At 64.6% G+C, this 13,031-nt stretch carries 11 protein-coding genes and 1 tRNA gene; 9 read left to right on the top strand and 3 right to left on the bottom strand.

Annotated features, from left to right (window positions below):
* The first annotated feature begins 135 nt into the window (after positions 1 to 135).
* The 5 genes from IEW34_RS02165 (at position 136) to IEW34_RS02185 (ending at position 4,432) form a co-directional block, all read left to right on the top strand.
* Positions 136 to 837 carry an HXXEE domain-containing protein gene (locus IEW34_RS02165; RefSeq protein WP_244641695.1) on the top strand — a complete coding sequence of 234 codons (702 nt, stop codon included), beginning with the start codon at positions 136 to 138 and terminating at the stop codon, positions 835 to 837.
* A 101-nt stretch (positions 838 to 938) separates the two neighbouring features.
* On the top strand, positions 939 to 1,814 hold the full coding sequence (locus IEW34_RS02170; protein WP_244641696.1) for a phytanoyl-CoA dioxygenase family protein: 876 nt from the start codon (positions 939 to 941) through the stop codon (positions 1,812 to 1,814).
* 143 nt (positions 1,815 to 1,957) lie between these two features.
* On the top strand, positions 1,958 to 3,307 hold the full coding sequence (locus IEW34_RS02175) for a BaiN/RdsA family NAD(P)/FAD-dependent oxidoreductase (RefSeq protein ID WP_188607468.1): 1,350 nt from the start codon (positions 1,958 to 1,960) through the stop codon (positions 3,305 to 3,307).
* 16 nt (positions 3,308 to 3,323) lie between these two features.
* Positions 3,324 to 3,400: transfer RNA gene (locus IEW34_RS02180), tRNA-Arg, on the top strand.
* 597 nt (positions 3,401 to 3,997) lie between these two features.
* Positions 3,998 to 4,432, top strand: coding sequence for a DUF3597 domain-containing protein (locus IEW34_RS02185; protein ID WP_188607469.1), 435 nt, complete (start codon positions 3,998 to 4,000; stop codon positions 4,430 to 4,432).
* Between the two features lie 407 nt (positions 4,433 to 4,839).
* Here the strand turns inward: IEW34_RS02185 and IEW34_RS02190 are convergent, their stop codons facing one another.
* The 3 genes from IEW34_RS02190 to IEW34_RS02200 form a co-directional block, all read right to left on the bottom strand.
* Positions 4,840 to 5,736, bottom strand: a complete 897-nt coding sequence (locus tag IEW34_RS02190; protein WP_188607470.1) for an SMP-30/gluconolactonase/LRE family protein — start codon at positions 5,734 to 5,736, stop codon at positions 4,840 to 4,842.
* Between the two features lie 137 nt (positions 5,737 to 5,873).
* Positions 5,874 to 7,055 carry an LLM class flavin-dependent oxidoreductase gene (locus tag IEW34_RS02195; protein WP_188607471.1) on the bottom strand — a complete coding sequence of 394 codons (1,182 nt, stop codon included), beginning with the start codon at positions 7,053 to 7,055 and terminating at the stop codon, positions 5,874 to 5,876.
* 10 nt (positions 7,056 to 7,065) lie between these two features.
* Positions 7,066 to 7,884 (bottom strand): alpha/beta fold hydrolase, encoded by an 819-nt coding sequence (locus IEW34_RS02200; RefSeq protein WP_188607472.1) that lies wholly within the window; start codon positions 7,882 to 7,884, stop codon positions 7,066 to 7,068.
* A gap of 394 nt (positions 7,885 to 8,278) precedes the next feature.
* Between IEW34_RS02200 and IEW34_RS02205 the strand changes: the two genes are divergently transcribed.
* From IEW34_RS02205 to IEW34_RS02220, 4 genes are all read left to right on the top strand, one after another.
* Positions 8,279 to 9,301: an LLM class flavin-dependent oxidoreductase gene (locus IEW34_RS02205; RefSeq protein ID WP_188607473.1), complete on the top strand. Its 1,023-nt coding sequence runs from the start codon at positions 8,279 to 8,281 to the stop codon at positions 9,299 to 9,301.
* 227 nt (positions 9,302 to 9,528) lie between these two features.
* Entirely contained in the window at positions 9,529 to 10,440 is a 912-nt protein-coding gene (locus IEW34_RS02210) for a LysR family transcriptional regulator (RefSeq protein ID WP_188607474.1), read from the top strand.
* Positions 10,441 to 11,243: 803 nt separating this feature from the next.
* Positions 11,244 to 12,026, top strand: coding sequence for an SDR family NAD(P)-dependent oxidoreductase (locus tag IEW34_RS02215; protein WP_188607475.1), 783 nt, complete (start codon positions 11,244 to 11,246; stop codon positions 12,024 to 12,026).
* Between the two features lie 73 nt (positions 12,027 to 12,099).
* On the top strand, positions 12,100 to 13,017 hold the full coding sequence (locus tag IEW34_RS02220) for an ABC transporter permease (protein WP_188607476.1): 918 nt from the start codon (positions 12,100 to 12,102) through the stop codon (positions 13,015 to 13,017).
* The last annotated feature ends 14 nt before the right edge of the window (positions 13,018 to 13,031 follow it).

Here is a 13,031-nt window from a genome sequence, read left to right on the forward strand (position 1 = left end):
GCGCGACGCTGAAGCAGCTCCTCCGGGCGCCGCGCGTGAGGAAAGCCAGCGGTGCTAGAAGCATTCCTTGAATCGAGGGCGCTTCTTTGCGATCGAGTGGTTCCATCGGACCGAATTGCGCTCCAGGCCCCGCCCATGACGTCGTTCTCCCATTTGTGGCCCTGGATCGGGCTTGGCCTCGCCGCGCTGCTCGTGGGCGGGCTGCTGTTGGGTGACCTGCGCGGCGACCGCACAGTGCCGCGCGCTTACGACATGGTGTGGCTCGCCTGGGCCGCCACCGCCGCCTACCTGATTCATCAGTTCGAAGAGCACGGCATTGATGCCGCCGGCACGCCCTACGCCTTTCGCGGCATGCTGTGCACCACGTTCGGCTTTGCCGACACCTCCGCCTGCGCGATCCCAGAGGCCTTCATCACCGCAGTGAACATCCCCGTGGTGTGGCTGGCCGGCCCGGTCAGCGCCCTGCTCGGGCTCCGCTGGCCGGCGATCGCGCTCAGCTATTTCAACGTGCCGGCCATCAACGCCGTGGCCCATATCGGCCCGGCCGTGGCGACCGGCAGTTACAATCCGGGGCTGCTCACCGCCCTCGTGCTGTTCCTGCCGATGTCGCTGTGGGCCTTCCGCATCGCGCTGCGACGGCCCGATCTCGGACCCCGGGCGGTCGCCGCCACGCTCGCCGGCGGTGTGGCGCTCCATGGCGTGCTCATCGCCTCCCTCGCGGCCTATCTGGCCGGCTGGCTGAGCGAAGCCGCGCTGATCGCCATCCAGATCGTCAACCCAGTGGTTCCCATGCTGCTGGTCGCCGCCGCCGCTCCGCGACGGCCCGTTCCAGCCTGATCCCGAGGGCCGATCAAACCGACAGAGTCCGCAATTGGGCTATCCCAGCACCCTCCTTCGGAGGAAAGCGCCGGGCAACGCTTCCCCGTTTTCGACGAAACTTGGCCGTTTTGGCCGGTTGTGGCGATCGCTCACCGGTAGATATTGCTGCAATCACGCCGTGCCGGCCGCAAACCCTGCACTGCCGCCAGGCTGCGGCGCGCCGACACGTCCACGACCGAGCCTTAGGTGCCCGCATGATCGAAGCCGCTCGGACCCTGGCTGCGCTCCTCCCGGCCGACCTTGCAGGCCGCATCGAAAAGCACGGCTATGCCGTCGTGGACGGCTTCGTTCCTCCAGACGAACTGCGAAAAGCACAAGCCTTCGTGCGCGGTGCCGTCGCCCGCAACGGCGGCGAATATGTCGGGTTCTCGGGACACGAGGATCTCGGCGGCACCTTCCTGGAGCGCCTGCAGGCCGACCCCGCATTCGTCGGCTTGTGTCGAGGGATCTACCAGGAAGGAAACGGCGCACCGGCCCCGGACGTGGGTTTCTACCAGATATTGCGCTGCCTCGCTGGCACGCAGGCGAAGCGCCATTCCATGCGCTTTCACTACGACTCGTATGTCCTGACCGCGCTTATCCCGATTATGATGCCGTCGCACGGAACCAAGGGCAATCTGATCATCCTGCCGCAGACGCGGCCGATCAGGAAGTTCTACGGCGCCAATCTGGTCGACAAGATCCTTGTCGACAACCGACTATCCCAGGTGCTCTTCAAATACGCCTACGGGCGACGCTGGGGCCGCATGGTCAGCCTCGAGCTGAAGCCCGGCAATCTGTACTTCTTCTGGGGCTACAGATCGCTGCACACGAACGAACCCTGCGATGCGGACGAGATCCGGTCGACCGCGCTCTTCCACTTCGTCGACCCGCATGCCCAGAGCAGCTTGAAGCGGATGATGCGGACGCCGGCCGAACCGTCGGCCCGAGCGTGATCCCGGCGGTTGGGACGGCAGGCCCGCCTGCCGTCCCGCGCTGAACCATCTCCTGGCGGAACGGGCGAAGCGGCTGCGATGCCGCGCGCTCGGACGCGCATAGTCGCTTCCGCCGCGGCGGCCTATGGCTTAAAGCCCTGCCCATGCCGGCTGCGCATCCGCCCTCGCCCCCTCCACCCGTGAGCCGCAGCGTCGCCATCATCGGCGCCGGGCCCGCGGGCCTGATGGCGGCGGAGGTGGTGGCCCGCGCCGGCCACCACGTCGTCGTCTACGAGCGCATGCCCTCGCCGGCGCGCAAGTTCCTGATGGCCGGGCGTGGCGGCCTCAACCTCACCCATTCGGAGCCGCTCGACCGCTTCGTGGAGCGCTACGGCCCCGACGCGCCGTGGCTCGCGCCGGCGATTCGCGCCTTCCCGCCGGAGGCCGTGCGGGCCTGGTGCCAGGCGTTGGGTCAGCCCACCTTCGTCGGCTCCAGCGGCCGCGTGTTCCCGCACGCCTTCAAGGCCTCGCCCCTGCTGCGCGCCTGGCTCGGCCGGCTGGCGGACCTGAGCGTGGAGCTCAGGCTGCGCCACACGTGGCGCGGCTGGAGCGACGATGGGGCGCTGCTGTTCGAGGGGGCCGACGGCGCACCGGTGATGGCGCGGCCTGATGCCTGCGTGCTGGCGCTCGGCGGCGCGAGCTGGCCCCGCCTCGGCGCCGACGGCAGCTGGACGGCGCCGCTCATGGCGGCCGGCATCCCGGTCACGGCGCTGGCGCCGGCCAATAGCGGCCTCCGCGTCGCCTGGACGCCGCTGCTGCGTGAGCGCCATGCCGGCACGCCGCTGAAGCGCATCGCACTCACCCTGGGTCACCGCACCGTGCGCGGCGAGGCGGTGATCACCGAAGCGGGTCTGGAGGGCGGCGCCGTCTACGCGCTGACGCGCGACGTGCGCGCCGCACTGGACCGCGGCGAGCGCCCCCTGCTGCACCTCGACCTCCGCCCCGATCTGAACGAGCCCGAATTGACGCAGCAGCTTGGCCGCGCCGGCGGCCGGCCGTCGCTCCCCAACCGGCTGCGCAAGGCAAGCCTGCCGCCCGTGGCCGCTGTGCTGCTGCGCGAGGCGGAGCACCGGCCGGGACCGCCAGACGCAGCAACGGTGGCGGGAGTCGCCGCAGGAGCGGCCGCTGACGCGGCGGCGCTGGCCCGGTGTATCAAGGCCGTGCCGATCCCCGTCGACGGCCTCGCCGGGCTCGCCCGCGCCATCTCCACCGCCGGCGGCATCCCGCAGGGCACCGTCGACGCCCGCTTCATGCTGCGTGCCCGCCCCGGCACCTTCGTCGCCGGCGAGATGCTCGACTGGGAGGCGCCGACCGGCGGCTACCTGCTCCAGGCGACGTTGGCAACCGGCGCTGCCGCCGGCCGCGGCCTGCTGGCCTGGCTCGGCGAGCCGGCTGGGGACACGGCCACGATTAGCCACACGAGCCCCGTTGCGCAGGCCGCCCGGCTCGGCTAGTGTCCGCGCCAGGCTGGCACCCGTAGCTCAGCTGGATAGAGCGTTGCCCTCCGAAGGCAAAGGTCACACGTTCGAATCGTGTCGGGTGCGCCAATATCTCAAGTTCTTCAATGAGATAAAAGAAGTAGACGCAACGTCACCACGCGAGACATGCGTCGCGGAAGCAACTGGCCGGAAGTCGTGGGATAGATTGTTGCACTCCCGGTCGCGACCGCCGGAACGCGCTTCTTCACCGAACGAGACACTGCTGGCGTGCGTCGCGTGGGCTGATATCCACGGCACGAGGACGCGACGAGGGCCGCAGTCCGCCAGGCGGTAGTCAGACAAGCTGCGTTAGCTCATACGTCGCGTGGCAACACACGCGAGTAAGCGCCAGGTAGGCTGGGCGCGCGGTTTCGTCGCAACGTCGCGGCAAAGCTGACGTTCTGCCTCGTAGACGCCCATCTCGTCTTCGGTCAGAAACGCGCCGCCTGGTCGGTGGCGCGGTTGGTGATCGCGTGGGGATTGAGCTTCGGGCCGCGCCGGGCCTCCAGCTTGCTCGGCCAGCGCTCCAGGGGCGGTGGCGCTCATCATCGCCGCGGTCAGCCAATGAGATGATGACGCGCTCCACGCGCTGCCCAAGCGCGCCGGGAACAGCCTGGGCTCCGCATTGGTTCTCCGAGCCAGAACTCTTGAACCTGGAGCACCAGCATGAGCATCCTTGGCAAAATCATGAGCGCCGTCTTCGGCTCGACATCGGCCACTGCTGCTCCCTCCGCGCAAGGGACTGGCCCGACGCTGCCCGCGGGCGAAGCTGCCGCCGCGAGCGCGCCGCAGGCCGGTGTCGAGACAGCACAGGCAAAGCCCGCGTCGGGCGGTGCGAGCGGCAACGTCGACGTCGCTGCGATTCTTGACAACGCTGCGAAGAACAAGGGCGAGAAGCTTCAGTGGCGCTCTTCGATCGTGGATCTGATGAAGGCCCTGGACTTGGACAGCAGCCTTTCCGCTCGCAAGGAGTTGGCCAAGGATCTGCACTACACCGGCGACACAAACGACTCGGCGACGATGAACGTGTGGCTTCATAAGCAGGTTATCGCCAAGCTCAAGGAGAACGGCGGCAAAGTGCCGGCCGGCCTCGTCAGCTGATCGGGCAGCGGCGTCGAGCAGCTGGGCCACGCTTCTCTGCCCATTTGGCAGCCTCCTTGGGGGCCCGGCCATCGATCGTGCCATATGGCAACGCTCCGTGGCGGGGCGGGGCGACCGCGGCGCGTAGTCCTGGCTGAGTCGTCGCCCGACCGGGTGCCGTGTTCGTGGGCTCAGCGACTGGCCTGCGGTTTAGGCCGGCGCTCGCTACGCCATGGAGACGTTCGCCTACCGGGCGCAGGAATGCGGGTCGAGACTGGAGGTGTGGGTGGGGCGCCCCCCCGACGTGGGCGCTGCGCGCGTCGATGCCACCCGCGCCGTGCTCACCGCCAGGCGCATCACAGCCGTTCTCTACGGCTGTCGGAGCTGTTTCGCGTGAATCAACGGTCCTGCCCGCGGGGTCGGCACCCTCAAGTGTGACTTTCTGATCGGCCTTGCCAGGGCTGCTGCCAGCTAAGCCGCAAGCCGGGCTCATGCCAGTTGAGTTCGACAAGCTGTCCAGAATGCGCCATCGTGACAAAGCAGGTTGTCATGTCCGGACCGCCAAAGCAAAGATTGGTCACCAGAAAGTCCGGCAGAAAGTAGTACTTATATGCTCCCGTCAGCGGACAAATCTCGGTGATCCCGCCCTGTCTGAGCGTTCCGACGAGGATCTTGCCAGATTGGGAGACAGCCATGCTGTCAAACCGCGCGACGCCCGGAAGTTGGGCGACAAGCGTAGCCCCTTCGGCAGCCGGAAAAGGCCTGCGACGGACAGAGCCCGGACCGATGATCTCCCAGGACCATACACGCGCGGCAGCCGTCTCGGTCGCATAAAGGGTCTTGTTGTCCGGCGACAGCCCGATGCCGTTCAAATCCCCATTGAAGGGGAAAATAACCTCTCTAATATGCGAACCGTCTGCTTTCGCCCAGAAGATGCCGCCGCGGTGGCGCACCCGCCCCTCGGTCTTACCGAAGTCCGTAAAGTAAAAGCCGTCGTCGGTATCAAACACAATGTCGTTCGGACCGGCGAGCCGGTGGCCATCGACGTTGTCGTAGAGGACATCCCATTTGCCGGTGCGCGGATCGACCACATCGATCCGGCCGCCTTCCCACTGGGCGCCGCCATTGTTGCACACGTAAATGCGCCCGTCGGGGCCGATGGCGGCACCGTTCGGGCCCCCGCCAAGGTTTGCAACGACGTCCGTCTTACCGTCTGCGGCTACGCGCGTGAGCCGACCTCCCACGATCTCGCAAAGAATAACCGAACCATCGCCCATCGCGACCGGCCCTTCCGGAAACTCCAAGCCCCGAGCCAGTGGCTTCATGGCCCACCTCTCCCCCGTGCGTGCGTGCATGCCAGATCGGGAGGCGGGCTACGACTGATGGCCGTCACCCGCCCCGCCCGACAGTGTTCGCTCGGCGCAACCTGCTCAGCGCCGACCGCGTCGGCTCGCTCCCGCTCTCAGGCGCGCAGCCTTTCGGGCTCGGCATGGACTGGCTCGTTCGCCAACCCTTCGAGCATCGGCCGCAGCTTGTTCGCGACAAGGTCCATGCAGCGGAGCGTATCCTCTTTGGTGGCGGTGCCTCCCATCTGCATGAGCAGATGCCCGATGCCGCCGACCTTCTTATAGAAGGCACGGACCTGCTCGTAGACTTGATCAACTGTGCCCCAGAACATCATCCCCTTCTCGCGCAGCTCATGAATGGAGGGGGCTTGATGGCCAAGGAAGAAGTGGACCCCGCCCATGCCCCGCCGCAAGCCGCTCGCATAAGCAGCCGCCGGCGCAAATCCAGCGGCGTATTGGAAACTCGGGTGCTGACTTCCGAGGAATTCGACCCACTTGTGAATGCGCTGGGCGATCTCGCCTGCTTCGTCTTCGGTCCGCCCCACCGCCATGTATCCCATATAGCCGAGGCGATCCAAGGGGGTGGGTCTGCCATGGGCCGCTTCGTACGCCTTGCGATAGCTGGCGTAGAAGGGCGAAGCATCCCTGAACCCACTCTGCGAGGTCACACAGACATAGCCTTTGCGGCCGATATTCTCTGCGCTGGCGATGCTTTGCCCCGTCATCCAGATGGGCGGGTGCGGATCTTGGTAGGGCCGTGGAACGATATTGACGTTGCGAAAATGAAAGTATTCGCCTGCCCACGAGAATGGGCCATCCCGCGTGGTCAGGGCCTTGAGGATGAGGTCGTGCGCCTCCCAGAAGCGACCATTCACCTCCATCGGATTGGAATTGGAGTTGAAGTGCTCCCACGGGATGCTCTTGATGAGACCGACTTCGGTTCGGCCGCGCGACAGGATATCGGTCAGCGCCATCTCCTCCGCGAGACGGACGGGATCGAGCCGCTGCGCGATGGGAGATCCAATGGACAGGAGTCGCACCCGCGACGTCGTCCGCGCCAAGGCCGCAACGATGACCATCGGCGAGGGCGACATGCATTGGAAGCTCGCGTGGTGCTCGTTGACCGCGATGTTGATCCCGAGCTGATCCAAGACCGCATACTCCTCAAAGTACCGGTCGAACAAATCGGCAGCCTCATCAGGGTCTATGAGAGCCGTCGGTGGAGTATTTCGAATGGGACCGCCCACCCTGTCCCACCCGGGGTGATACTGCTGCTCAGTGAAATACCAGAGCTTCATGGCTATCCTCTCAGTTCACGTGTGCCGTTTGGCGGAATTTGACGAGATGTTCCGCGAACTTGAGGGGCTGCTCCAGCGGAAGATAGTGGCCTGCCTCCGCAACGACCTCGAAGGTGGCGCCTGGAATGGCCTCGGCAAAGCGGCGGCCATACGAGACCGGAACAATCCTGTCGTCCGCTCCCCAAAGCACGAGCGTGGGAATATCGATATAGGCGAGGCGCGCGCGCAGCCCCGGATTGTGCAGCAAGGGCGCCCAACCAAATTGAGTGAGCCCTTCGCGATTTGCACAGAAGCGCAGAGATGCATCCTCGTCCATGTTGGCGAAATCCATGTTTGAAAACGCCAGGTTTGCCTTTTCGGGGTCTGAAAAAAGGAGCCCCGGATAATGCTTCGTCTCCGTGATGAAGACGTCGAGGATTTCCTTTTCCGCCGGGTCCGTGGTGAAGCGTGCGCCGACAGGGTCGGCGAGAGCTAGGCGCGAGAGCCCATCACAGCCTTTTGCAGCCATTTCTGCAGCAACCCACCCGCCAAAGGACGATCCGACAAGGGTCACGTCGTCGAGGCCGAGGGTGCGTACAAGCGACACCGTGAAGTGCGCGAGGTCCTCCATCGTCCGCATCGAGCGCGGCCGCGCGGACGCGCCAAAGCCGGGCAGCGACGGGGCCACGACATCGAAGTGCTTGGCGAGTGCTCCGATGAATGGATCGTCGACGCTGACGCCGTCGAAGCCGTGAAGATAGAGCAGCGTCGGCCCTTCGCCGACGCGCAGGTATTCAACGGGGGAGCCGCCTATTTCGGTCCGCTCAGGCAGAGTGTGGGTGAACAGCATGCGAAGCATCTTTCATAGCGGCCATGTCTCGTGATCGTCGACGGCGCGGCTACCCGCGTAGACGTCGAGCTCGTAGGCCGAGCACATACGGGCCATGGCTGGGCGGAAAGCGTGAAAGCTCCGCCTGCAACCGTCGTCACACGGAGCGCTGCCATCAGCATGCCCAGTTTGCCTTTCGTCACCGGGAAGTCTCGCTCGCCGCCGCGCAGACGAGCGCCCCGTCGCAGTCCTCAGCGAGGGACTTGCCGTGAGACGATAGAGTCGACCGGTCGGAGATGACCATTGGCCCCATGGGAAATGTCATTTTTCCTGCGCGTCACGATCGCCTTGGCATTGAGGTCACAGGAGGTGCTAACCTTGGGCCACCCAGTCCGCTGACGATGAGGTGTGACGAATGGCCAGGGCACTGCGTCTAGGCGTAGCCTACGACTTTCGCAATCCGGCTGTATCGGGCCTCAGCCACCACGAGCTCTATGCCTCGATCATTGAACAGGTCGCTTGGTTGGACGGATTGGGGCTCGACCTCGTGTGGTTCACCGAGCACCATTTTGTCGAGGACGGTTACCTGCCGTCATGGGTTCCGGTCGCAGGGGCGATGGCGGCGCGCACCAAGCACGTTCGCTTCTCCTGCGACGTCTGCCTCCTCCCCTTCAACCATCCGATCCGGCTGGCCGAAGATCTTGCCGTGCTCGACAACATCAGCAACGGGCGCGTGGAAATCGGCGTAGGTATGGGATACGCGCCTCATGAGTTCCGCGGGTTTGGCATTCCGCAGGCGCGCCGGGTGTCACTCACTGACGAAGGCCTCGCGGTCCTGCGTCTGGCGTTTACCGGCGAAAAGTTCAGCTTTACGGGCAAACGCTACACGTTCGAGGACGTAACGATCAGGCCGGGTTACGTCCAGGAGGGTGGGCCGCCGCTCTGGGTGGCTGCGATGAGCGAACCAGGCGCGCGCCGGGCTGCGCAGCACAAGGCCAACTTGTTGCCGCAGGGGATGCGGGCCAGCACCCTCGACACGTGGGCGGCCGACCTCCGCGCCCACGGCACCGATCCGTCGGAATTTCGCGTCGGCATTATCCGCTCCTGCCTCGTCACCGACGATCGCGAACGCGACTGGCAGACCGTGCGCGCCGCCGAACGGCGGCGCATGGAGGTCTACGATCGCTTCCGTCAAGAGTCCGGCGGGCCCGGCGGCGCGTCCGGGATCACGCCGGGCGAGGCTATTCCACAGACCTGGATCGTCGGAAACGTCGACCATTGCGTGACCGAGCTCACCGCATTCATCGAGGAATATGGGCTGACCGACATCGTGACCTGGGCCGTACCCCCAGGATTGCGGACGGACGACATGAACCCGAGCCTTGAGCTTTACGCGCGCGAGGTCGCCCCCCGGCTTCGGAAGCGATTTGCGGCTTGAGCGGGTGACGGATCGCCTCCCGAAAGGTGGCCCGCCCTATCGTCCGCACCCGGTCGCAGCCCCTTGCGGCCGCGCCGCAAGCCGTCGGTTGACCTAACGCGAGGCTGAGCAACCCCGATCTTCTGTCGACCCGCCCGCTCCCGTCGCCCTAGCGGATCAGCTATGAGGGCACAGGATCCTCATTTCAAAAACGAGGGACCATGGGGAGAGCAGGCCCGGAGAGCGACATGAACGCTGACCGTTATGGGGAGATTCTTGTCTTTACGCGCGTTGTCGCCTGCGGAGGGCTATCGGCGGCTGCGCGCGCGCTCTCTCTGTCCCCTTCCGCCGTGAGCAAGCGCATCTCCCGCCTGGAGAAACGGCTGAACGTCCGCCTCTTGAACCGGTCTTCCCGCTCGCTCCGCTTAACTGCGGAGGGGGAAGCCTTCTACGCTGGAGCGGCGCGCTCTCTTGATACCCTCGACGAGGCCGAGAACGCCCTGAAGAGTCTGTCAAACTCGCCGCGCGGCCTCTTGCGCATCTTCGGGCCGCCGGCCTTCGGCTACCTGCAGCTCGCGCCACTCGTTCCCGAGTTTCTTGCCTTGTATCCGGACCTGCGTCTCGAGTTCCAGCTTCACAACGAAATCGTGGATCCGGTCGAGGCCGGCGTCGACCTCGCCATACGGATGGGGCCGCAGCGGGACAGCTCCTTGGTCGCACGCAAGATCGGTGGATCGCGCTGGATCATCTGTGCAGCGCCCTCCTACCTGCGCCGTCACGGCACGCCACAGACGCCGACTGATCTCCTGTCGCACAATTGTATGAGCTTCTCCGTTCGCACGCATCGCGTGCACTGGTCGTTTAAAGAGAATGGGCACACGGTCCGAGTGCCCGTTCGCGGCAACGCCATTTCCAACCAAGGCGAAATGTTGCGGCAACTCGCCTTGAACGGAGTCGGTATCCTGCGGATCTCCGAATTTGTTGTCGCCGCCGATACCGCCGCCGGACGCCTGGTGCCCGTCTTGGCCGACTATGTGGAGAAGGAGGAGGAGGAGCCAATCTATGCCGTCTTTCACCATCAGCGGCATATGAGCCCGCGCATTCGCGTCTTCCTCGATTTCGTGCAGAAGAAGCTCGCCGAGCAGCGCCGCCACAACTGACCGCGAACGGCGCCGCGTTGCGCCCGCTTTCTCGGCAGCTCCTCTCGCCGGCGCGCGATTCCGCGGTGGCGACCAAGCAAGACTTCCCCTTGATTTGCGAACTCCAGCATACCGGCCCCGGCGCGGAGATCACCGTGCCGCTATAGCAATTCCGCGTTTCTTCGAACCGCCGAAATGCTCTATCTGATTGATTTGTCGCGTTTTCTTCACGCGAACCGGCGTCCACTTCGCTCGAAAACGCTGTAGAGCGCAGCGGGCCTACGTTTTCGGTCAATGTTGACGAAAAGGAACAGTGAAGTTTCCTCTGGCGACAATGGCCAGGGCTAGCCGGTAGACCTTATCTTGTCACCAGCACCGAGCCCGATAGCGAGATGACCGGCGAGCGTGTTCCGTAGCGGAACAGCTTTCCCACCCGCAACAATCGAGGTTCGGGCCGCCGACGCTCCGGCAGCCGACCTGATCGGAACACATAAAAGTGAGCGGGAGGAGACGAATAATAATGAGGGGTTTGCTCCAAGTCATGGTCGTGCCTGTCGCCCGCTGCGCCGAGGCAGGGGTGCGGGCGTAGCGAAACACGCCTCCAGCCGAACCCATGCCGGTTTCACGCGCGGTGCCTCGTCGTCCCGGCTCAACGCCGGACACGGCCGCGAAGAAACCACCGCGCCGCCACCGTCTGTCGGGAGGCCGAAACAGGCAATGCGCGCGTCCGGGCAGGCGCCAATCTTCGGATTGGCGGCCGCGATCGTCCGACCCGTATTTCGGCAATGCAACACCGCGCCGGCCAAGCTTAAGGAGCACATTTGATGCTGAACGATATTTTTAAATTGGATGGCAAGTGCGCCCTGGTGGTCGGCGGCGGCCAAGGCATGGGCGCAAGTACGGCGCTGCTCTTGGCCAGCGTTGGGTGCAACGTAGCCGTCGTCGACGTGGTTGAAGAGCGGGCAAAGGACGTCGCCACCAAGATCGCGGCGCTTGGTCGTACCAGTGCCGCCCTCCAGGGCGACATCCTGAAAATCTCCGATACAGCCGCGCTCGTGCAGGAGGCGGAGCGGAAGCTTGGCGGGCTGGATATCCTGGTCTCGATCGTCGGCCAGGCGCGATGGGCATCCGTTCTCGAGGTCACGCCCGACCTCTGGGACATCGAGCACGACCAGAATCTCCGGTCATTCTTCTTTCTCGGCCAGGCTTTCGCGCGCCACCTGGTAGACCAAGGCCAGCCGGGCGCGATCACATGCATCACGTCGGTCAGCGGCGTGAACTCCTCCCCCCGGCATGCTCCCTATGGCGCGGCAAAGGCAGGCCTCATCCAGCTCGTGAAGACGATGGCCGTCGAGTTCGCCAAATACGATATCCGCGTCAATTCGGTTGCGCCGGGAAGCATCATCACGCCTCGTCTGCCCGAGACCGAGGAGACGGACCGGACGACGCGCAAAGGGCCGATTCCCATGAAGCGCCGGGGAACGACTGACGAGATCGCCAAAGCCATCTTGTTCCTGTCATCCGATCTGGCAAGCTACGTGACCGGCCATACTCTTCTCGTCGATGGCGGATGGATGGCTGCCAACATTTCCGTACGGCCAGACTAGGCGCCGCGGGGAGGGCCCCTACAGACGCACCTAACTGCTGTTTTGACACCTGTGTAGGAGATCGAGGCGGACCGTGACTTCATATCTCACCTCGCGCGTTCTGCAGGCGATCATCACGATCATCGGCATCAGTATCGTCGTGTTCGCGTTATCGCGCCTCAGTGGTGATGCGGCGGCCCTCCTCATTCCACCCGACGCTTCCGAGCGGGATCGCCTCGCGTTGCGTGAACAACTCGGTTTGGACAAACCGATCATCGTTCAGTACGCCCTGTTCCTCAAAGGCGCGCTCAGCTTCGACTTTGGAAATTCTTTTCGGTTCGGTAAGCCGGCGCTCGATGTCTACATGGAGCGTTTTCCAGCGACGCTTCAGCTCGCATTCGTGGCATCGCTGATCTCCGCCGGCGTCGGCGTCCTCATTGGCGTCTACAGCGCGGTGAAGTCCGGCGGACTCACCGATCGGGCCGCCAATCTGGTCGCCTTGATGGGCCAGGCGATCCCGTCCTTTGCGATCAGCATTCTGATGATCGTGATCCTCGCGGTCGAGTTCCGTCTGTTACCCACGTCTGGCATGGGGGATTGGACGTCGTTCATCATGCCCGCCATCGCGCTGTCCTGGTACTCACTGGCCTCGCTCACCAGAATGACGCGCTCGTCGATGCATGACGTGCTGGATACGGAGTACGTTCGATTGGCCCGACTAAAGGGGCTGCCGGAGCGGACAGTCATCTGGAAACACGCCTTTCGTAACGCGATGCTTCCGATTCTAACGTTATTCTCGCTACAGCTCGTCTTTTTTATCAGCGGGTCGGTGATCGTCGAAAGTATCTTCGCATGGCCTGGGGTTGGCCAGTTGTCGATCCAGGCCATTCAGGCTCGGGATTATCCCCTGGTGCAAGCGATCGTGTTCCTGTCCTCCGTCCTGCTGGTCGCGCTGAACCTGGGCGTCGATGTCCTGTACGGGTTCATCGACCCACGCATTCGGCTTTCGTAGAGGGAGGGCAGCAC

Origin of the sequence: Chelatococcus reniformis (assembly GCF_014640075.1) — a bacterium.
Taxonomy (GTDB): Bacteria; Pseudomonadota; Alphaproteobacteria; order Rhizobiales; family Beijerinckiaceae; genus Camelimonas; species Camelimonas reniformis.